The sequence below is a fragment of the Enterocloster alcoholdehydrogenati genome, assembly GCF_013282095.1.
Taxonomy (GTDB): domain Bacteria; phylum Bacillota; class Clostridia; order Lachnospirales; family Lachnospiraceae; genus Enterocloster; species Enterocloster alcoholdehydrogenati.
In genome coordinates this window covers 1-20300 of sequence record NZ_BLTJ01000008.1, presented here as the reverse complement: position 1 = coordinate 20300, position 20300 = coordinate 1, and the positions used below count along the sequence as shown (strand labels likewise).

Annotated in this window: 28 protein-coding genes and 1 pseudogene; 2 read left to right on the top strand and 27 right to left on the bottom strand. The window is 51.5% G+C overall.

The window, feature by feature from the left end; genetic code table 11:
- Nucleotides 1-11: 11 nt before the first annotated feature.
- From HW447_RS10275 to HW447_RS10250, 6 genes are all read right to left on the bottom strand, one after another.
- Nucleotides 12-1493 (bottom strand): hypothetical protein, encoded by a 1482-nt coding sequence (locus HW447_RS10275; protein ID WP_002569135.1) that lies wholly within the window; start codon nt 1491-1493, stop codon nt 12-14.
- Between the two features lie 27 nt (nt 1494-1520).
- Nucleotides 1521-2468 carry a DUF4241 domain-containing protein gene (locus HW447_RS10270; protein ID WP_002569136.1) on the bottom strand — a complete coding sequence of 316 codons (948 nt, stop codon included), beginning with the start codon at nt 2466-2468 and terminating at the stop codon, nt 1521-1523.
- Nucleotides 2469-2473: 5 nt separating this feature from the next.
- Nucleotides 2474-2800 (bottom strand): DUF5713 family protein, encoded by a 327-nt coding sequence (locus tag HW447_RS10265; RefSeq protein WP_002569137.1) that lies wholly within the window; start codon nt 2798-2800, stop codon nt 2474-2476.
- A 16-nt stretch (nt 2801-2816) separates the two neighbouring features.
- Nucleotides 2817-3362 (bottom strand): hypothetical protein, encoded by a 546-nt coding sequence (locus HW447_RS10260; protein WP_002569138.1) that lies wholly within the window; start codon nt 3360-3362, stop codon nt 2817-2819.
- A gap of 16 nt (nt 3363-3378) precedes the next feature.
- Nucleotides 3379-4383 carry a DKNYY domain-containing protein gene (locus HW447_RS10255; RefSeq protein WP_002569139.1) on the bottom strand — a complete coding sequence of 335 codons (1005 nt, stop codon included), beginning with the start codon at nt 4381-4383 and terminating at the stop codon, nt 3379-3381.
- Between the two features lie 73 nt (nt 4384-4456).
- Nucleotides 4457-4876 (bottom strand): SUKH-3 domain-containing protein, encoded by a 420-nt coding sequence (locus HW447_RS10250; protein WP_242869401.1) that lies wholly within the window; start codon nt 4874-4876, stop codon nt 4457-4459.
- Here HW447_RS10250 and HW447_RS18010 point away from each other — a divergent pair.
- The gene (locus tag HW447_RS18010) at nt 4805-4963 is read left to right on the top strand and encodes a hypothetical protein (RefSeq protein WP_207742681.1); all 159 of its coding nucleotides are present in this window, start codon (nt 4805-4807) and stop codon (nt 4961-4963) included. The two genes, HW447_RS10250 and HW447_RS18010, sit on opposite strands and share 72 nt — an antisense overlap.
- Here the strand turns inward: HW447_RS18010 and HW447_RS10245 are convergent.
- From HW447_RS10245 to HW447_RS10185, 13 genes are all read right to left on the bottom strand, one after another.
- Nucleotides 4960-5595, bottom strand: a complete 636-nt coding sequence (locus HW447_RS10245) for a hypothetical protein (protein WP_002592902.1) — start codon at nt 5593-5595, stop codon at nt 4960-4962. The two genes, HW447_RS18010 and HW447_RS10245, sit on opposite strands and share 4 nt — an antisense overlap.
- 22 nt (nt 5596-5617) lie before the next feature.
- Nucleotides 5618-6217, bottom strand: a complete 600-nt coding sequence (locus tag HW447_RS10240) for a hypothetical protein (RefSeq protein WP_002569142.1) — start codon at nt 6215-6217, stop codon at nt 5618-5620.
- Entirely contained in the window at nt 6207-6710 is a 504-nt protein-coding gene (locus HW447_RS10235) for a DUF2004 domain-containing protein (RefSeq protein WP_002569143.1), read from the bottom strand. The genes HW447_RS10240 and HW447_RS10235 overlap by 11 nt, the downstream gene beginning before the upstream one ends.
- 13 nt (nt 6711-6723) lie before the next feature.
- Entirely contained in the window at nt 6724-7563 is an 840-nt protein-coding gene (locus HW447_RS10230; RefSeq protein WP_002569144.1) for a DUF2262 domain-containing protein, read from the bottom strand.
- A gap of 13 nt (nt 7564-7576) precedes the next feature.
- A complete protein-coding gene (locus HW447_RS10225) occupies nt 7577-8167 on the bottom strand; it encodes a hypothetical protein (RefSeq protein ID WP_002569145.1) in 591 nt (196 codons plus the stop codon).
- Between the two features lie 12 nt (nt 8168-8179).
- A complete protein-coding gene (locus tag HW447_RS10220; RefSeq protein WP_002569146.1) occupies nt 8180-8800 on the bottom strand; it encodes a hypothetical protein in 621 nt (206 codons plus the stop codon).
- A 4-nt stretch (nt 8801-8804) separates the two neighbouring features.
- Nucleotides 8805-9884, bottom strand: coding sequence for an ankyrin repeat domain-containing protein (locus HW447_RS10215; protein ID WP_002569147.1), 1080 nt, complete (start codon nt 9882-9884; stop codon nt 8805-8807).
- 7 nt (nt 9885-9891) lie between these two features.
- On the bottom strand, nt 9892-10233 hold the full coding sequence (locus HW447_RS10210) for a hypothetical protein (RefSeq protein WP_002569148.1): 342 nt from the start codon (nt 10231-10233) through the stop codon (nt 9892-9894).
- A 14-nt stretch (nt 10234-10247) separates the two neighbouring features.
- Nucleotides 10248-10835: a hypothetical protein gene (locus tag HW447_RS10205; RefSeq protein ID WP_002569149.1), complete on the bottom strand. Its 588-nt coding sequence runs from the start codon at nt 10833-10835 to the stop codon at nt 10248-10250.
- Between the two features lie 31 nt (nt 10836-10866).
- Nucleotides 10867-11409, bottom strand: coding sequence for a hypothetical protein (locus HW447_RS10200; RefSeq protein ID WP_002569150.1), 543 nt, complete (start codon nt 11407-11409; stop codon nt 10867-10869).
- A gap of 13 nt (nt 11410-11422) precedes the next feature.
- Nucleotides 11423-11656 (bottom strand): immunity 17 family protein, encoded by a 234-nt coding sequence (locus tag HW447_RS10195; RefSeq protein WP_002569151.1) that lies wholly within the window; start codon nt 11654-11656, stop codon nt 11423-11425.
- A 60-nt stretch (nt 11657-11716) separates the two neighbouring features.
- A complete protein-coding gene (locus tag HW447_RS10190) occupies nt 11717-12832 on the bottom strand; it encodes a hypothetical protein (RefSeq protein WP_176255200.1) in 1116 nt (371 codons plus the stop codon).
- 293 nt (nt 12833-13125) lie between these two features.
- On the bottom strand, nt 13126-13668 hold the full coding sequence (locus HW447_RS10185; RefSeq protein ID WP_006059597.1) for an SLOG family protein: 543 nt from the start codon (nt 13666-13668) through the stop codon (nt 13126-13128).
- Between the two features lie 157 nt (nt 13669-13825).
- On the opposite strand from HW447_RS10185, the gene HW447_RS10180 reads away from it, so the two are divergent.
- Nucleotides 13826-14140, top strand: coding sequence for a helix-turn-helix domain-containing protein (locus tag HW447_RS10180; RefSeq protein WP_002569154.1), 315 nt, complete (start codon nt 13826-13828; stop codon nt 14138-14140).
- 189 nt (nt 14141-14329) lie between these two features.
- Here the strand turns inward: HW447_RS10180 and HW447_RS10175 are convergent, their stop codons facing one another.
- The 8 genes and pseudogenes from HW447_RS10175 to HW447_RS10140 form a co-directional block, all read right to left on the bottom strand.
- Complete coding sequence (locus HW447_RS10175; RefSeq protein WP_176255199.1) at nt 14330-15742, bottom strand: relaxase/mobilization nuclease domain-containing protein; 1413 nt, start codon at nt 15740-15742, stop codon at nt 14330-14332.
- A gap of 54 nt (nt 15743-15796) precedes the next feature.
- Nucleotides 15797-16123, bottom strand: coding sequence for a hypothetical protein (locus tag HW447_RS10170; RefSeq protein WP_176255198.1), 327 nt, complete (start codon nt 16121-16123; stop codon nt 15797-15799).
- Nucleotides 16120-16974 carry a nucleotidyl transferase AbiEii/AbiGii toxin family protein gene (locus HW447_RS10165; protein WP_176255197.1) on the bottom strand — a complete coding sequence of 285 codons (855 nt, stop codon included), beginning with the start codon at nt 16972-16974 and terminating at the stop codon, nt 16120-16122. The genes HW447_RS10170 and HW447_RS10165 overlap by 4 nt, the downstream gene beginning before the upstream one ends.
- Nucleotides 16971-17564, bottom strand: coding sequence for a type IV toxin-antitoxin system AbiEi family antitoxin domain-containing protein (locus HW447_RS10160; RefSeq protein WP_425516120.1), 594 nt, complete (start codon nt 17562-17564; stop codon nt 16971-16973). Before HW447_RS10160 ends, HW447_RS10165 begins: the two co-directional genes overlap by 4 nt.
- A 125-nt stretch (nt 17565-17689) precedes the next feature.
- A complete protein-coding gene (locus HW447_RS10155; RefSeq protein ID WP_002569158.1) occupies nt 17690-17989 on the bottom strand; it encodes a CD1845 family protein in 300 nt (99 codons plus the stop codon).
- Nucleotides 17990-18141: 152 nt separating this feature from the next.
- Entirely contained in the window at nt 18142-18486 is a 345-nt protein-coding gene (locus HW447_RS10150; RefSeq protein ID WP_002569159.1) for a plasmid mobilization protein, read from the bottom strand.
- Entirely contained in the window at nt 18483-19289 is an 807-nt protein-coding gene (locus HW447_RS10145) for a DUF3848 domain-containing protein (protein ID WP_002569160.1), read from the bottom strand. The genes HW447_RS10150 and HW447_RS10145 overlap by 4 nt, the downstream gene beginning before the upstream one ends.
- Before the next feature lies 1 nt (nt 19290).
- Nucleotides 19291-20178, bottom strand: a pseudogene (locus HW447_RS10140) (SNF2-related protein); the annotation flags it as partial.
- Nucleotides 20179-20300 lie beyond the last annotated feature (122 nt).

The following is a 20300-nucleotide window of genomic DNA, read 5'->3' as shown; positions in this document are numbered from 1 at the left end:
TGACACCCCTTTCAAAAATCCCTCAACTGCTCAAACTTCTCCATCAGGGCATCCTTCTGGAGCGTGCCATCCGGCAGGGCATCCAGGATACCCCGCAGAGCCATGTAAATTTCATCCCGCTCCTCGGTTTCGATAAAGCCCATCTTGTTGAAAGTCTGGGTGTAGGCTGTCACCGCATCCATCGCCTGGGCCTGGGCGTCCTCGCCCGGTTCAGTGGCCAGCTTCATCAGCAGGGAGCGAGTCTTGCGGTATTGGTTGGCTGCTTTTTTTGCAGCGGCGGCAGGGATATGCTCCGCGCCGTCCCAGCCCCGGAAGGGGTTGTCCAGGTTTTGCGCCAGCCACTCCGGTTTCCGGGGCTTGGTGATCCGCAGATCCATTCCCGGCTTGCTTTTCCAGAGCTGCTTTGCCGCTTTTGCCGCATCTTCCGGCAGGCTGGTCATCCAGAACCAGCGAAGCTCCGGCATCTGCTCCGGGGTGGGGATGTCGTCCGCCCCGAAGCCGAACAGATCAAAGGTGGAGAGGTTCGTCAGTTCCCGGAACGCTCCCACAGCGGAGAAGTTTTGCAGGTTTCCCGGCGCGCCCCAGAGCCGCAGCTCCTTCAGATGGGGATGGACAGCAGCCAGCCCGGTCAGATCAAAGTCCTTCAGCTCGATGCCATGCAGCCCCCGTAAGTTCGGCAGTTCCGTGTGCGGGCAGTATTCCCCGATAAATTGGAGGGTCAAGCCGCTGCCATCTTCGGGGGCATGGATGGTACAGGCGTCCAGCCCCTTGTTCTGGAACAGGAGCTGCTCCGTTCCCTCACACAGCCATAGCTCCTCCAGCCCGGTCATGTCCAGCATCAGCTTTCTGATGCTGGTGCCCCGCAGATCAAGTGTCCTCTGACCGTGGTTCAGCAGGGTCAGCTCACTGATAAAGGGATTCCCCCTCAGAAATTCCAGCAGATCCGGGTGCCACCGCTGGCAGATGAGTTCGGAGAGGCAGGGCAGAGCCTTTAGTTCCAGTGCCGAATCGAATGGTGCGTACTGGTCCATCACCCGATGGCTGCTGACCTTCACCGGGATACCGCCGATCTCCGTTTTCTCTTCGCTCTCCATGGCCTCCTTGAAGGCCCGCCGCCGTTCCTCCGGAATGGCCTGCCACCGGATCTGGAGGTACACATCATAGCCGTCACTCCAGCCTCCATAGGAGCGGCAGGGCTGGTCGGTGAAGGGCGGCAGTGTGCCAACCAGCGTGTACTGGGGCGGGACCTCCAACGGCACCCGCAGCAGGTGGAGGTCGCGGGACCAGTACATGAAGTCCTTGTAGAGCGGGCGGAGATGGGGCAGTTCCTCCGCAGTCAGAGGGGCGTCGCCCACCCAATCCAGAGAGAGGACCACCGCCCAAGATTCTTTGCTCACCGTGTCCGGCGGCGCAATATAGGCCACCTGGCAGGCGGTGTAGCGTTTCAGATATTGGTTATAGACTGTATAGACCTCTCCGGCGTTGGCTTTCATGGCGCTCTCCTTTGTTCTGTCACATTTTTAATCCTGCTCTCGATAACTGGCTTCAATGTCGATGAAGCGCACATACACGGCGCAGACTTCGCCCTTTGCGTCATAGCCGAAGTAGACGGGATAGTAACCGTCACCCCAGCCAGAGGAGAAGATGGGCAGGTTGCAGTCCGTGTCCGGCACGGTCCAGTTGAGCCAGTCGCCGCAGTCCCCCTGATATTTGGGGTGGGCTTGGGCGTTTTCCTCCAGTAAGTCGCAGAACAGGTCGTTGTAGGGGTCGATGTCCGGGTCCTCCTCCAGCCGCTTGGCCCAGTATGTTTTGAAAGCCGCCTGGGTCTGGATGTCTGCAATACACCCCATTCCGGCATCTACGCCGAAACCGAAGTAGTCATCATCTCCCAGTGCCGCGTCCAGATTCTCGTTGCCCACCATGCCCAGCTCATAGCGGACAGGCTTTTCCCGGCTGACCTCCACCTTGACGCAGGCGTAGCGGTCGCCGTATTGTTCGCTGGGCACCACGCAGATTTTCACGGGATAAGTTCCGGCGGGGATCGTTTGAAGGAAGGGCAGAGTGTCCTCCAGCTCCACCAGCGGATCACAGGCGAAGATTTGCCCGGTGGGGAAATGGACGGTGCCGATGTCCAGCACATCCACCGCCATATTCCCAATCACTTTTTCTGTAAAATGGGCCTCCAAGTCAACTTTGCAGGTCAGTTTATCCTTGATGGATTCGTATTTGTTCAGCCATTCGGTCGTAGGCATATCAGTTTCCTCCTGTTGATTCAGTTTCTTGATGTACACACTCTCCGAGCCGTCCCAATAGCAGTTCACACACCGGCCATCCTGAAAATGATGGTCACAATTCGGGTAGCCATAGAGAATATGGGCACATTCCGGGCACAGCCCCATCATCTGTGAGGAGCCTTTGAAAAACAGGCTGCCGCACTCATCACAAAGGGCCAGTTCTTTTTCTGCCATAGGGCTCACCAGTCCCGTTCCCGGATGGCCTCCTCAGTGTCAATGGGGATGCCAAACCACTCCAGAATGTAGGCCACGGTTGCCGCAATACATTCCCGCGCCACCGTTTCGATCTCGCTGTCGTTCTCGTCAAATTCCTCCTGAAGATCGTTGATGCCGCAGACCGCCTCGTCCAGCGTTTCCTGCACCGCATCGGTGTCGGTTTCGCCGCTCTCCAACAGGTCGATGACCTTCTGAAGCTCGTCCTTTACCTTGTTCACCAGAAAAGCAGGATAGTAATCGTCCTGATACATTTCGTCCAGCAGTTTGTAATTCGGGTCAAATGCTTTCATCGTGATTTCTCCTTTCTCATTCAAACATCAAACCGTATGATTCAGTCAGGCTTCCATCGTCCTCGTGAAATATACACTGGTACACAGGCTCACGCTGGGTTGCTTTGCGGAACCGCTCCAGAACCGGAGCCAGCGGCTCACCAGTAGGGATACCGAGGGCATCAGACACCCGTTGCAAACTGTCCATATCCATATCTTCCAAGTTACAGTTGCGCTGCCTCTGCCCATACTCCTCCAGTGTTTTGGAATCTACATACTGCTTTGTGTCACAGCAGTCGTGCCAGCAGATACAGCTCACAAGCAGGGAAAAAAGGTCATCCATGCTCTCGGCCAGACGGCCTGCCTCCCCTTCGCTGCTGTAATAGCCGATGGAGCCATCTTCCAACAGGTGGTATTCTCCGCCGGAGCCATCTCTGGCAAAGGCCATACCGGGTAGGGAGAAGGTGCATCGGCCTTCTGCGTCATCCCGCGGGGACAACTCATCCAGCAGGAAGAAGTCAAACAGCGAATCAAATTCATCCGCCAAATCAGGCTTTTCATGCAGTATTTTCAAATAATCCATAGCTGTTTTCCTCCGTTTACGGTTCTTGGGTCATTTTGCGCAGCTGTTCCAGCCACTGTGTTTCTTCCATTATCTCATCATTTTGGTAAAAATGGTCTTTATCGCGGGCCAGATGATCGGCAAGTAGAGCCGCGTCCACAGGAGTGCAAACTGTAAAACTGTCCCGATCCGCGCCCTTGATCTCCCGGTTGAGGTAGTACACCCGCCTGGCATCGCGGGAATACCAGTGACTGAGCAATTCCCATGCGGTCAGATCCGCTTTTGAGAGTTGCTTCCCGTAGGCATAGATCCGTTTCTCATCCCTGGCAAAATAGGTATCACCCAACGAGCGGAAAGAGGAGACCTCCGCGCCCTTGATGATCTTCACCTTGCCGTCCCCGTTGTGGAAGTAGACCTGCCGGCTGTCCTTTGCATATCCCTGGGGCGCGCCTGAATCGTTCTGGCCCTTGTCCAACACCTGGAAGGCTGCCAGCTCTGCATCTGGGATTCTCCCGCTGGTGGTGTAGACGGCTGTTTTGTCCATCGCATAGGCATAGTTTAACACCCGAAACGATGCCGGATCTGCTCCACGAAGGCGAATCCCGCCAAGAAAGCAGGCCGTAGAGGATTTGCCCCAGTAATGCCAGCAGCAAAAGTCTTTGGGCGCAACACCTTTGAGCAGACCGTTTTCATATAAGCCGGAGAAATAGACCGCTCCATCTTGAAAGAAAAACTCATTGTCCACCGGCTCTGTGTTGGTGATTGGTTGCAGCGTTTCTTCGTGCTCGGCTGTGATGCTCAACTCGATCTCATCGTCGCTGTAAACTAAGTAGAGCCCATGAGGGGCTTTTCTATCGAAATGCAGTTCAATGTCACAATATTTGAGTATCAAAGGCTTTCCGCCGCTTCTCATGGTGGAAACGGCATCGGGCTTGCCAAATACCTCCATGATCTCATCCTGTGACATTCCGAATTTCAGCGGTGAAATGTCCCACGGATTCTGCAATATTTGATTGCGCCAAATCGTAAAGTCCTGTTTCATAGTTTTCCGTCCAGTGCCTCCACTGTTTTCATGGCAGCGGAATCAAATTTGTACTGCCGCAGTTCCCGTTCGATCAGGGCAAACACATCCGGAAAGCACTCGATCTCATCCTGGTACTCATATTTCGCATACAGTTTCCCGTACTCGGAGATCCAGACCTCCGCCGGGTAGTAGTAGCCGATATGACCGATGGGCTGGCACTTCTGACCGGCAGCCTGTTCGATCTCCGCCAGCTCACAGCCGGACATATCCCGGAAATAGGCTCCTCCAAATGGTTTTTGATCCCGTTGACCAGGTAGGGAAACAAAGCAAATTGAAAGTCCGCTGCCCAGTTCATCTTTTTCTGTTCCAAGTACCACTCGCAGCACAGGCCGAAATACTTGCGGTAAAACCGCTGAGTGGTCTTCATCATCGGGACGCCATGATTGGCGTAATACTGCTCCGCAATGGAAATATCCACACTGCGGCCTTCGTACCATCCGGCGTACTCCATCAGCTGCTTGACCTTGCTTTTGAGATCGCCGGAGATGGGGATGCGTTCTTTGATCACTCGAATCCTCTCCTGTCGGCTGCGAATTAAAGTTCATTTGGATATCCGATCTTATCAAGGCCCGTCTTGATTTCTTCCCATTCGCTGCGTTTCGGGTTCAGCGCAGCGACCAGTTCTTTTGTCACCGGAACCCCATCAGCAAGCTGGCGCACAGCCTCCAAAGGCAGGTCTGCTGGGTAAAACCACTTCCCGTAATCCACATAGCTCTGTGGATTACCATCAATCGTGGAGAGCAGATCTTTGGATGCGTCCTCGCCGTCCATGGGATTGCAGTGCCAGGTGGTGCCATCTTCCGTCCAGACGCAGAAGGTGCTTTTCATCTTTTTGACTTCACGGCTGCCCATGAGCTTTTGCAACGCAGGGGGCATCCCATCCGTCAGGTATTCGATACGGGGAAGTTTTTCCTCCCAGTCGTAGAGTTCGGAATCCACACCGTTGATTACACAGCCTTCCGGCGCAAACATGACGATCATGCTCTGGTCACTGCCATCAGTGGCAAAGAATGCCTCTTTGCCTTTTCGCCATGCGGGGTTGTATGTATAGTGGCGGATGAAGCTCCATTCCTCCTCCACCATGATGATGTCCAGAGTTGCCAGCCCTTTGCAGAAGTTTTTCAGGCGCTCCGCATTGGGAAGGCCAGATAAATCTTTTGTGGAAATCATGTGGTTATCCTCCTGTCTTTCGTCACCACAGTCGGTCAATCTGGGTATATATCTTATTAGGCTCTCTGTCCGTAAAACTGGTCAATGAGTCAGTGGGTTCTGTAAGCGGCATTACATTCAAAATATCCAGTACATAATACCAGATTCCTGTATCCCAGTCCCGGAACCGCCCATTGCAGACAGCTCTCCCATACTCACCGGGAGCCAAATCCAATGCCAGCTCATTGAGAGGCTGTTTCTGCCCGGTCTTATCGTAGGTATATCGCTCCGGCATCGCACCGATGTGCCAATCATTGCGGTAACGCACATGGATTCCGGACTCCTGCTGAATCAGTTCAAAAGGGTGAAGTCGCATTGTGCCATTCGGCTTCCACTCCATCAGCCTGCGACAGTCCCTATCGATCTGAAATCCATCGGGCCTCTGTATGATAGATGCAAAGTGAGTAGGCAGACCAAAAGGATAATAGGAGAAGAAGTCTTTAGGCAGCCGCATGGCTCTGGGATACTGGTTCCGCTGTGCGGCCGCATTTCCGCCTCGGCAGTCTTTATACCATTGCAGGCGGATCTGCTGGATCAGAAGTGTGGGCAGATATTTTTCTCTTTTTTGTTCCTCAGCTTTCATGGGTAATACAGAAAATCTCCTGGTTTAAGTCAAAGTAGATTACCATCAGCTCGTCGGTGATCTCCGGGTTGAAGGACAAATCCATGATGAACACTTGTTGATCCATCTCGTCATCCACCAGACTACCAAACCGCTTGAGCTTCAAAAAGTCCACCATCTCGGCAAAGGACAGCTTGGCCGGGTCGGTTCCCGGAAACAGTTCCGCCGCAATATCCGGGCCTACATCGTCCCGGTGGAACTCCATGAAAAATGTCACAACGCTATGGTAGCGGCTGTCCTCGTCCGCCAGCGCCGCTTTGATGGCGGTTTTGGCCTTCTCCGCCAATTTCTCCGCCTCATCCAGCATTTTTCCCACCGCATCCATGGCAGCAGGATCGCCGGTCAGTTCTTCCTCTACATCGAAGAGAAAGGGTAGTCCCGATTCCTCGGGAAAGTTGAAGATTTCCTCGCCGGGTATATATGTAAAATCAATGCGTTTACAGTTCAGTTTCATAATGTTATCCTCCTTACCCCTCAATGTTGGCAGTTTTGAGGCCCTTTTTCAAAGAGCCGTAGACCGTCACCGCATGGTCGGTGAAGATCTCGTCGCAGTCAAACCAGGCGGTGAAGCTGCCGCCGGAGGTGACGGACAGGCTGGTCATACTGATCCGCCGGGCAAGTTCTTCCTCTGTGATGGGGTCGGTTTCCGGGTTGCGGGGATTTTCCTCATCCTGGGAGAGCCAGTTGTTGGCCAGCTCGGTCAGGTTCTTGGCTGCAAGGTCCCGCATGGCCTTATCCCAAGTTTCACAGTCGGCCAGCAGCTTCTTGGCGGCGCTGCGGGCGCGGGTCCAGGATGGCTTGCTCTCAGCATTGACCTCCAGAGAAAGGCTCACATCCTTTCCGCACCACTGGATTTCGCCCTCGAAGGCATCATAGTCCTTGTCCAGTGTCAGTTCTCCCAGCACCTGGTCCTGGATCACCACCGGCTTGTGGTACTCGTCCAGAACGGCCTGGAGTTCCGGGCAGTCCTCGTGGGCCTTGACCACCTGGGAGATACACCAGGGCTGCACCACCAGATCCTTTGCCCATTCTTCCTTCATCCGGCGGATCTTCAGGCGGCAGATCTGCTCCTTGCCAAAGCGTCCCCAGCCCTTTTCGCCGTTACGCTCCTCCTCGGTGACCGGCCAATCCAGCCGCTCCTCTTTGGTGCTGACCTTGCCGGTGTCACAAAACACTATGCCCAGCGTCACAACGGTCATTTCCCAAAAGTTGCCTTTCCAGTTAAATCCGCCCCCAATGCAGCGATTGATCAGAGCGACCACTTCCTGCTCCTCGGGCTCGTACATCTCATAGAATTCTTCAAACATTGCGTATCCTCCTTTACAGCAGTTTCAGCACTGCGGCGGCAGGCCCGGCAAACTCCTCCGAAACCTGCTCCAATATATCCCGGTAGGCCAGCACCGCCTGCCAGGAATAGTAATAGAAGCTGTAAAATAGGTCATCCGGGAAAACCTCGTCCTCCTCGTAGCGCATCTCATCTTCTTCCTCGTCGTATTCCTCCGACCACAGGTATTCTTCCTTCAGCAGATCGGAGAACAGCGGCAGCGCCTCGGCGTGCTCCATCTCGTCCCCGTCGTGGAAGCACTGGAGGATGCAGGAGAAGAAGTCCAGCAGCTCCCCGGCCAGGAAATGGGCTGCGGGGTTCTGCCCGCTGTCTGCGAGGGCCTTCTCCAGAATTCGGCTCAGGAACACCATACCAAAGGGGGTGGCGTGCCAAAGGGTACTCTGGTGCTCCATGTTGGTGGTGAGCTCGTAGAGGGACTCTTTGACGGACGCCAAATCACGCATCTGCTCCAGCACTGTCAGGTGTGCGGGAAAATCCGTCCCCCGGCCATAGGCGGTGGTGAGCCGGTGCCACGGGACATCCGTGACCTTGAGATGGGTGATATAGGTTCTGTTTTCTTCTGTCATGTTGTTGCCACCTTATCCCGTTATCTGGCTGCGGTACTCCTTCTCCAGAGCGGTGTACCACCGTTGCAGCATGGTTTCCAGACTGGTTTTTCCTTTGCGATCTGTAAAAACAAGGAACTTTTGCAGCAGTCTGGGGAACAGATATTTGCCCGCTTCTGTCAGGTCCTGATTGAGATAGACCATCCGCAGGATACGGCCCTGCCGGTCCAGAGGGTTCTTTTTCAGCAGTTCCTTTTCAAAGCAGAAGCGCAGGAATACCACATTCTCGTCATAGAAGTCCTCCACCACAGCCGCGCCAATGCTGGTGTAGGTGATGTCGTACACCAAACGGCTCCAGTCAAATTTCTCAGCATAGAGCAGTTTCAGCGCCTTCGCCCAGTGTTCCTCCGGGATTACCAGCATCCTGTGCTGGGCGGTACTGGAGTAGCCACGGTAGACGGGTTCCGGCTGCCCCAGCAGCTCACTCACGCTGTCGGCGTAGACGAAGCACAGCTCCTCATCGAACAGGCCGCCGATGAAGTTGCCGTTGCAGTACAGCATATAATTCTTGGACTTCGCCGGAGAATAAGAGAGGCTGTATTCCTGCGAGTCCAGGCTTTTATGTACCTTGTTCAGAAAGTCTATTGATGTCATGGCTTTACTCCTCAAACTCACCCTCGATCATCCCGTTCAGATACCGGCCGGGATCTGCGATGAAGTCATCCCATTTGGCCAGAGGGTGGAATTCCTCATGCTCGATGTCCAGATACCACAGCTTTTTGTCCCTGGGGCTCCACAGCAGCAGATAGTCGCTGTAGTTGTCCATCTGCACCATCAGGGAGAGCAGCTTCTTCCGTTTCCAGGTCATCTCCTGCACATCCATGAAGGAGTAGAGCTCCGCCCACTTCACCCATTCCTGATCCGGGAACTCCAGCCGCAGGGGGCCGGTCTTCAAGTATTCCACCAGCTTGGCGGGCAGCTTGTAGGGCATGAGCTGCCGGATCTTTTCCTGCTCGTTGTGCCATTCCTCCGGCTCCAGGGCTTTCAGGTAGTCGGCCAGCTCTTGATTTTTGTTCTGCACCGCCACGGTGTAAGGCCGGTCGCCGTATTTGTCAGCAATGGTGATGTCGGCTCCTTGCTCAATGAGCCAGCGCACCATAGGGAAATTGTTGGAGCGGGCGGCCTCGGTGACAGGGGTGGAGGCGTAAGGGAACACCATGTCCGGCTTGTGATAATTGATGTCTGCCCCTTTTTCCAGAAGCAGCCGGGCAAGTTTGGTATTGCCCTCGGACACAGCGGCCCGGAATGCCTCGCCGCCAAACTTCTCCACTGTAATCCCGGCTTGCTCCAGCACCTGGATATTCTCCGGGCGCTTGCCCCAGCGCACCTCCTGGAAGGCCCGCTCTTTCTGCTTCGAGCTGAGCTTTGCGGCCTGTCCAGCAAAGAGCGCCACCACCTCCGGCCCACAACAGCGGGCGGCGGTGAGCAGCAGGGGCTGTTCCTCTGCCAGACTGGAATCAGCTCCATGCTCCAGCAGGAAGTGGATCATAGGCACATCGTTCCGAAAAACCGCAATCTCCAATGGCATCAGCTTGATGTATTCGCTGAGCTGGATGGGAACATCTAAATCCAGACCGCCTTGAAGCAGCGCCTCCAGCTTGGGCGTGTCATGGTCACAGATGGCGGCAGCCGTTTCCGGGAGGGTCTCCCAGCGGCCAATATATGCAATTTGGTACATAAGGCACCTACTTTCGTTGTTGTTTCACTTGATAGGGAACGGTCCGGCCCAGCACCCGGCCTTTGCCAACGGCATTGGCTCCCTCATAGATTAAAAATTCCGCATTGTTTTCCAGCGGAGCATAGTCAATGGTATCTGGATAGAGGGGCTGGGCATTTCCCAAGGCCGGTGTATCAAATGTACACTCGGTTCCGTCCAGAAAGCATACACCCAGATATTCCGTAGTTCCAATAACCACAAAATGGGGACAATACTTTCCACTGACCAGGCTGGGTGGTATTTTTCGTTTGCCGCTCCAGAAGATGACCTCCACATGAAGCGCCGCCCGGTTTTCATCTGTTCCAATCATGCCGCATTCTCCTTTTATCCCACAATGGTGGTTTCCTGGATAGCCAGATTATCGTAATCCATGGCGATCAGCTTTTCAGCGGCCTGTGGGGTACACATGAACCAGGTGCTCACGCCCCAGGCATCCATCCTTGTGACGGTGAAGAAGTCGGTTTCGGCGGGAGAGGGATTTCTGGCGTCAAGATAGCGGTCAGAATAGAGGTAGACCAGATCCACCTCCCGGTCCGGTAGCCACTTGGCCCGGCGCGCACGGGGCTTTCCGTTTTTCAGAGTCTTTTCTCTGGGGTTCTCAAACCACGCCAGTTCCTTGAGCTTCAGACCGGTAAAGGTATCCATGAGCCGCTGGGCGATCTCCCGGTGGGTAAATACTCCGCAGTCCCAGGAGCCTATCAGCCATGTCTGTATAAAGTCGCCCACCTTGCTGCCAGGAGCAGGCGGCCCGTAGACGCTCTCATCCGCCCACATGACCTCTATCTTTTCACATTGATCTGGCCGAGGACAGGACTGCTTGTTGCCATAGCGGTACATGATATTTACATAGCCATAATCTTCGCCGGTTCGGTCATGGCCGACGACTTCTATTTTATAAGCAGTGATTGACATTGCAGTTCCACCTCCTGAGCCAGCACAAAACTTATGCCAATTCCGCGTCCAAAATCTGGACTGGTTTTCCTTTCTCGTTCACATAGTAAAGGGCAATATAGTCGATGCCGTCCCGCTTGACTTGCTCCCAGGGCATCCGCTCGCCGTTGATCAGTTCCACAGTATCCGACTCATCCGGTTCGAAGTCTTCTTTTTCGTCCTCATAGTCGATGTTGTACCCCAGCTCCAGCACCAACTTGGAGGCAGGGATCTCATATTGCTTGAGGGGACGGTGTTCCAATTCAGATGGATCGTGTTCATCGCAGAACAGATGGTCGTAGCCATGCCGTCCACCGTCAAAGATAACGAACTCCTCACCGCTCTCTGGGTCACGGGCTGCCACCAGTCCGGGGGCCTCATCGCTATCTACAATATAGGATTGGGGCTCTCCCTTCACAGTGAGCAGATCTCCGTAATACCAAACTTCCAGCAGTTCATTGCCGGCGGTGGAACAGAGTGTCACGGTAGGCAAACGCTTTTCCGCCCACTCTTTCACATGGCCGGTGAGCCAGGTGGGATATTTCTCAGTCATCATAGTCTTTCTCCTTCTATTTCAATTTCAGCACAAATCCCCAGATACTCACCACAATCAGGAGGACACCCAACAGAAAGAAAACCACACGCCGGTATCCTCTGCTGTGTCGATGGGCATCTCGCGTACCAGTGGGGTCGCAGAGCCAGTTCCAGTTGCGGATCGCTCCAATTAAAATCACGGCTCCGATGAGCACCGATGCAATGTGCCAATGCTCTTGCAAAAATGCTGTGGTCTGTTCGCTGTTCATTCTACTTCCTCCTCACGCAAATACCTGCTGGTATTTCTCTTTTCATACTGTGCGACTTTTTTAGGTCTGCTGGTGCTGCATGGACACGATATGACAGTCCGGGCAGAATTCCACATAGAGCGTGCCCTCCGCACAGTCAAACACCATATCCCACTGGATTTGGGCCAGATACTTCATGGGCTTGCCGCAGTGAGGACAGGTCGTATATTCCGCGTCCTGCACCCAATTGGCAAAGCCGCCGATGGTATTCACATCCTGGCAGGCCGCACCGTAAAACAGGGACACAGGCGCTTCGCCCAGCACAAAGGGATTTTCCGTGAGGGCCTTGTACTCCTCGGGACTGACATAGCAATCCGTCTTCTCCGCGCCGTCAAATAGCTCAGAGGGAAAGACCTCCACGCCGCCATCCAGGGTAAACCGGTTGAAGGCGGGGCCTTTGAGGAATCCCACGCAGCTGGGGCAGCAGGTGGCAGTCAGGATACCATCCAACCCCAGAAATTTCAGACGCTCATCCCGGCCGTCCAGCACCAATATATCCACCACGCGTCCGCCGCAGTGGGGACAGGTATCTTCCCGTTCTCGGCCAATGCGGACGGGAGATTTCTCGCCAGTGGTTCCCTTGACCATAGGATAGCAGGTATCGAAGTTGAGCTGGATTCTCTGGCCCTCCTTGTCGAAGGTCCAGCCTCCGATCTGTGCATAGCTGGAGGGGTCCACATAGAGGCCCTTGCGCCAGGGCCGGGGATTTCGCTCCAGCTTCAGCAGAGTCTCCATTGCCTTGTCATCTCCTTGCATAGCAAGGCAACTCATCAGGTTGGAGGCCGCGCTGGAATATTCCGCGGACAACAGCGCATGGATCAGACCATCCCGCACATCGGCGGGAGCATGATAATAGATCTCACAGGGCCAGAACACCTCTGCGGCCAGTGCCACTCGCTGAATCTCCGAGGTGATGGCATCATGGTAGCCAAGCAGTTGCCAAAAGTTGGCGAACTCTGGGTCCTCCATATCAGCCAGCCTCTGGATGTTCTGTATCAAATTTCTTTGTTTTTCGACAATTTGTTCCGGCGTCCAGGCCAGAGCAGCTTGCCGTTCCTGCTCGCACTTACATTTCCAACACAATCCCTCATAGCCCAAGGGGGTTCCACAGCTGGAGCAAGTATATTTCAGACTCATGTTCTCATACTCCTTTCAGACAATAAAAAAGCCCCACGCCGCACTGTCATAAAGACAGGCTGACGCAGGACATGAAGAAGCCGCGTTGAAGGAGCCGCATCCACCAGCAGATGTAGTTTCTTCAACAACCAAAATATTTTTTTCGTATCTTAAAGCAGCAAATTGCTGTCCAATATATTTGTTCATAGCGGCACCATTTGTTCTGAGTGTAGTTTTATATCTTATTATATCACAGCACCCCTTCAATGAAAATATTTTGTTGGAAATGCTAATGAAAAATTTTTGTGAATTTGTTAAGGCGCAGGGGCTGTTATCTCCATAGTGTCTGGATGGATCAGAGTGATTACTTTTCCCTGATGCAAGGCATAGTTGACTGTCTGTGCTGTACCTGAGCGCAGCTTTTTCTGATTATCAAACACACCGATAAGGTACTCTGCATGATCGACCATATAGTAATTCCTTTTTTTATAACTGGAAACATCCGCAGAATGTGAAATAACAATGGAATCGTTTGCGTTTTGGATCAGCTTTTTCAATCTATGTCTACTCTGATCCGGCCATTTAGAGTCATAACCGATGAAGGGAACTACAACGACAATTTTAATATCTTCGTATCCCGTTTGTGCCCTCAATGTCAGCAGCTGTTCTCCAGCCCACATATCCACACCAAGAGCACCGCCGACAAAAAAAGTACGGACAAATTTCTCGTCATGAAGTATCCGAAACTGCTCCAGGAGACATTCTTTTAATTTTTGGCATAGGGGATCTTCCTCATTATATCCAAAGCAAAATCTTGTTGGTCGGTGGCCGGTAATGGCGCAGGCATACTGATTCATATAAATCACCCTTGATAACTGCCTTGATTACGCATATAAAGCAAAAATAACGCAAATAATAATGCGTATAAAGGTTATATTACAAAATTATAACACAACACATACGAAGTATCAAGAATTGCTTTCTGCTATGCTAAAAGAGCAGAGAGGTGAGCGTATGGACGAAGAATTTATCCGCAATCGAATCACAGAATTACGATTGAAAAAAGGCGTTTCAGAATATCAGATGAGCATGGAGTTAGGGCAGAACAGAAGCTATATTCAGGCAATTTCTTCCGGGCGTTCTATGCCGTCTATGAAGCAGTTTCTCAACATCTGTGAGTATTTTGAAATCACGCCGCTTCAATTTTTTGATGCACAGGAGAATAACCCTCAGCTTATCAAGAAGGCTTTGGACGGAATGAGAAAGATGTCAGATGACGATCTGATTATGCTGATTGGTTTTATAAATCGCTTAAACACAGAAAACTAATGATAGGAGGCAGTAAGCGTCCCATCATTAGTTTTTTTATTTTATGCGCAGCATATTGTGGCAAGCAATGCTTGTGGCTATCCATTTCGCCACAAACTGCTTGTTGAGGGCAGTGCCCCCAAGCCCCTTTGAACACAGAATTTCATTCTGTGGCTGCGCGTTCTGCGAACGCTTTTGACCAGGACCAGCTTATCGCTGGCCGTGGTCTTTTTCTTTTTCAACATCCTGTTCTACCTCCATTTTCAGCACTCGATCCACATTGGCCTTTGCCGTTAAAAGCTCCCGCATTTCCTCACGGGAACGCCGGTACTCGGCATAGGCCTTTTTCTTTTCTTCCAGCAATTTCGCGTACTCCGTCTGTAACTCTTTGACCTTGGGCAGCTTCTTGACGCCCATCTCATCAAAGGCATTCTTAGCAGCCTGGTGGAGCAGAATTTCTTCCTCATGTTCCTCCCGGAATTTCTTAGAGTAGCCTGCCTTGCGGTATGCCACATAGACCTCACGGGTCTTGGCATAATTTACAATGTGAGTACGCAGAACAGCAATCTCTGCCATGCGCTTTTCAGCCGCTTTGATCTGCGCCGAAAGCTCATTGTGATGTGCCGTGGCAGCCGCAGCCTTTTCTTCCAAAACCGCATACTCCAGCAGGTTATTCTCTGACAAGTAATTCATGGTCTGCGCCATCTGCTTGAGGTTGAACACCTTGGCCCATCGAGCATAGCCAGCACCTTTTCCAGCCTGCAATTTTGCCTGAATGTCCACCAGCAGATTGACCTTCTGCGTCTCTGCCTGTGTAACTATTTTCTTTCGTGGGGTATGCGCTTTCTTCCCGGAGAGAACCGCCTGCAAATCATCTAATCCATATCCTTCGCCCAGGCTGTCCATTCGGGCGGCTTTCTCCCAGCCGGGGAGTTTCAAACGATACGATTTTCCGCGCTTTGATACTTCACAGCCGGACTCTTTTAGCAGCTTCAGCAGTTCCTCAAAATTAGCAGGACTTTGTGATAATGCGTTGTCAATCGCTACACGCAGCAGCTCTCGGTGAGAGGGCTTTGCCTGATCGCCCAGCCACTTGTTATAGCTCTTTCCGTGAGGTTTCGGATTCTCCACAATGGACAGTCCGTTTTCGACGCAGATGGTGTCACTTAACTGTCGGACTGCCTTGGTGCTGCCCCAAAAGTTTCGGAATTTCCGGTCATATTCTAAGCTGACCGATGACCAGATAATGTGATTATGAATGTGCGATTTGTCTATGTGAGTGCAGACCACAAAGGCATGATTGCCCTTGGTAAAACGCTTGGCAAATTCTACGCCCAGCCGGTTAGCTTCCTCCGGTGTGATCTCACCAGGGCGGAAGGACTGGCGCACATGATAGGCAATCACATCATCCGCACCTCGCACTCGTCCGGTCGTGGCAAGGTACTGCCGCTTTGCCAGAAAGAACTCTGCATCCGCAGTCCGGCTGTCACACGCATAGCCGGTAATGAGCCTGCCGTTATCTGTTTTTTTGGGATTGGCCACATAGTCGATGATGTCACTGATCGCCCGACTTTCTGTGCGGCCCTTGCCGACATGAAGCGGCATGATTCTCGTGGTTGCCATAGGTCAGACCTCCTTCCCGAAAAGAAAACGGCCTGCCATAGCAGACCGCTTTCACTATTCTATAAAACTTTCTTCATCGAAAAAATTGAACTCATCATCTTCTAAGTGTCTTAGTGGAAATCTCATTTCATATTGCTCTTGCGCCAATGCACGGACATCAGGCCGCCTATCCTTTAGTCGATTTTTCAGCCAGGACAACTGCTCTTTCGATAGCCTCCATGGAAGATTCAAAAGACGATTCAGTGTCATCAGTTCAGCCTGCTTTTCTGCTGGTAGCGAAGCACAGGATTTACAAATGTGGGATGCATGACCTTTGCCTGAAAATTTTTCGTTGGCTTTGTATTCACCACAAACTTTACAATAGTGTCCATGCTTTTTCATAAGCTGATGCCCTTCTCGCAAAGAACATATAACCTGCGAATTGCTTTCATAATCACATCCCATTCCAAATCAGAAGCATAAGAAAACTTTTTACGGTATGCCTCCCAAAGTTTTTGCATAACCGAATCATTTTCCACTTCGTCAAAAACTTCTTCAGCTTGGTTAAGATACTTCTCCGATCCCCGTTTATGAGCAGTTGCCAGAAGCGCATCATGTAAAATTTTCGGGTTCAGCGTGGTTCCATGCAGCTGTTCTAAAATGAAAATATCGTAGAAATCTCTCATACGAGTATTGGTTGTGGTTCTGGTAATAATGGTTTCCAGTTTTTCTGCCAGCACAGTTTCTAAATTATAAGCCCAAATATCAATGGAGCGATCTTCCAGCATAAGTTTGAATGAATACTGGACCTCTCTTGGAGTAATTGCATCTCCTGTGGAAATATCAATTTTCAAAGGGGTCACTACGCCATCGAATGTTGTACTCATACTGACACGAATCCCCGGATACTCTGCTTCATCCATAATCTCCGAAATACTTTTCAGCTGAAATTTAACACCATCATCAATCGGAACAGTTATGATTGATGAAATTAGATTCTCAATATCCTCCACATTAACATTAGCTCCTTTTATGGTTGCATCCAAATCCATCGTAGAGCGGGCATCCAATCCAACCATAGCCGCTACCAACATACCACCCTTCAAGATAAACTTATCACGATACTCAGAAAGAGAAATACGCTCCAAAAAACGCTCCATCATGTAGTTCCTCATTAAAATCTGAGCATCTGCGGATTTTTCTCTGGAAAGGTTTCGTATTAAATCTTTAAGCTGCCTTGCTGTTTTTATCATAAAAGTACCTCCAAATACTGTCGTAAAATTTTTTCCACCTTGAACATCCCAGCATATTGCATTAAAGCTCGCAGGTTCTTATCTTTTCTACGGGCATACGCTTTCAGTGCTCCCTGAAAGGTCTGAATTTCAATTCTGCTACGGCTTCTGAGCAAATCACAGATCGTTCGCTCCATATCATAAACCGGCACAGTATGCCCGAACGGAGTTTTCGCTGTTGTAAGTCCTACATCATGTAAGTCTGCTTTAATCGTAAAAACTTGAATGCCTTCTGCTTTCATTTTGCTTGGATTGCATCCAGTTTTGACCGTAACTGTATATTCTATTGGTTCACGGTCTGTCAGATCGTGAAAAAATAAAGCTGTTTCATGTGAAAATACTGCCTGTTCAAATCGCAAATGAAGCAGATACATGGCATCCACCCAGGAATCTTTGGACAGATAAATCCCATGTGCGACTCTATCCAAATCTCGTGAACGCACATAATCATAAAATACCGGCTTTGAAATTCCAGAAGATACGACCTGTGATGTTCGTAGCATTCCTTCTTGTGCTGTTAGCATCTGATCCAGCTGTTCAAATTGTCCCATCATATCACTTCCTTTCGCACTAATATTATACGCAATATTAGCTCAAAAGTAAAGTCGCGGATATAAAATTCCTTTTCCCAAATATAACAGACGGTGTCTGGCATTTTTATGGTTTTGCGTATTTTTTATCCATAAACTAACTCCTGAATCGCAAATTTCAAACTCTGCACCTTGCCCAGCAGCCAGATCGCAACCAGCGGCAGCCCCATCGGACTAATCAAAAATGCCATGACCAGCAGAATCACACCATTCTGCGGGGAATAGGTAATAAGCACAGCCACGCCAAGCAGAGCAATCACCGTGCTGAACAGGCCAAGCACCAGACCAGATATGTAGATCAGCCCCGTGCAGAGCCAGACAAAAAGTGTCAGAAGCAAAATGATCGGTGCAGTTATAATCATCAAAAGCCCTTTCAAAATCTTCATATCATTTCCTCCTTGCGTTCTCGGTATCTTTTCTACTCATATTATCCGGCATGGGCAGGCAAAAGACAAGGATACCGATAAAAAGAAGAAGCGGAGAGAGGAGCAGCGAAGTAATGCCGTTCCTCCCTCCGCAAATGGAGTATCTATCCCTGTTATGAAAGTTTAGAAAGCTGAGTAAGGATTTCCTTTACGCCCTCCCATAACTGTTCCTGCCGTTGGGATATATCCTCCAAGTCAGCATCATAAACCCGCCCAGTCTCATGCACTTTGCGGGTCAGCTGGTTTAAGTTGTTGCTGCTTCGGCGCATCAGGGAAACCAACTCCTTCAGTTCTGGCAGATCCAGCTTAACCACATATCCATCCAGTGCCATTTTTCTTAGATAGGCTTCACGGTTTGAGGTTCCAAACTGAGACATTTTTTGCTCAATCACAGCAAGCTCATCCGCTGAAACTCTAAAGTTTAATTGCATATCCCGCTTACGCTTTGCCATAGTCATCTCTCCGGCTCCCGTTTCTTCGGGGCGGCAGGCTTATGGACAGGCAGCTCCTGTTTGAGCTTTTGCAGGACAGAGCCTTTTTCTTTCTCCTGAACGGTCTTTCGAGCCTGTCTTGTAAACAGATCCACCAGTCCCGGATTGACTCGATCCACTATCAGATCGGCACATTGCTGGGAAGTGGCACTATCCTCCGGCATTGGAATGGTCTTTGCCCATGCTTTGTTATCACGAGAAATCCGCCCATCTGCATCCTTATGCTGAATGGTATTGGCGAGAATAAAGTTCAGCCGCTCTGCTCCAAATTCCTCCAAAATCTCTTGCACCGCAGAAGCAGTATCCAGCCTGTTATCCCTATAATGGGCACTGATCGCCTGCTCAATGGCAACTTTGCAGGAAAAATTCGCCTGGTCAGAAAGCCAGTATGCGTCTGTTTCTCCATGCTTAGTCGCGTATGAAGCAGAATGAAGATAAACTACCATGGGATTAAGTTCTTCTGGTTCTCTGCATACCTCATTGGCTCGACTTTCAATGCTGTCTCGGATCACATCCATATAGCCGGTCTCCAGCTTATCAAAATAGCGGTACACATCCGCCAGCGGCGAGGGAGATTCCAAAAGTGCCTCTGCCTGGGCATCGGTCAGCTCCAGTTCCTCCATCGCCATCACGATGTCCTCACGGATGGTGTACTCATAGGTGTGGTGCAGGATTTCTTCCGGGGGCTGGCTTTTCAGCCAGTCCCTGTATTTGTCCTGCTCAGCGGCCATCTTTTCATAAAGGGCCGTATTCAGATCGTTGGTATTCATGTTATCGCACCTCCTCATGCTGTTTTGGTTTCTTGTCTGTACTACGGGGCGGCACCGGGCGTTTCAGATGATCCAGCACCGAAGGCCGTGTGCTTTTGGCAACAGCGGACTCAGTGTGTGCCTGTCCCTGTCCCTTTCCGTCGATGTTGAGCAGGGTATCCAGCTCCACCAGACGGGCGTTTTTGCTTCTCAGTTCTTCTTCATAAAGGAATGGCTTTCCGACTTCCTCCTTTGCAGCAGCCTGCTGCTGACAGAGGTTATCCAGCTGTGCCTTTGCCGCCTCCAGACGCTGGGGCATCTGGGCGAGGGCATTGTCGATACGGGTAAGATTTCCGCGAGGGTCTGTACCAAGGGTTGCCCGGTGGGTCATCTGTCCTTTCAGCAGGAGCGTATATTCCTGTTTCCAAGCGGAAAATTCCACGGACATGGCATAACCCCGATAGCTGCCGATCTGCACCGGATCGGAGGTTTTAACCTCCTTGCAGGCGTCCAAAAGGGCAGCACCGGCGTTCTCCTTATCGGTCAGCAGGTCTCCCCGGATCTCCATACCGGCAAAGCCGTCCTCCGGGTGCGGGTGAGCTGCCAAAACCTCCAGGTCAGATTCAAAGCCCTTGATAAAGCCCTTGTGCTTTTCAATCTCCTCCGGGAAGTATTTGAGCAGCTGATCCTCCAAGCGGTACTGCTTACTCTGGTGGTCGGCTTTCATCAGCTTCAGGCGGGATACCTCCACATCCAGATCCATACGCTCTTTGATACGGGGGTCTCCGGCGCACAGAGCCTTGATCTCGGCAAAACTGAGGGCGGTTTCATCCACATCATCGCAGGAGCGCACCGGCGATTTAGAAGTCATAATCTGGGAGATGAATTTCTGCTTCTTCTCCACTGTCTGGTCGGGTAAGAGATGGACATTGCTGCCCATCCCTCCCCTAAGAACCGTGCGTGAGAGTTTCCCCTCACACGGCTCAAGCCTTTCAAAAGGCTCTCTTATCGAGAACCCGGCTCAAAAGCAGT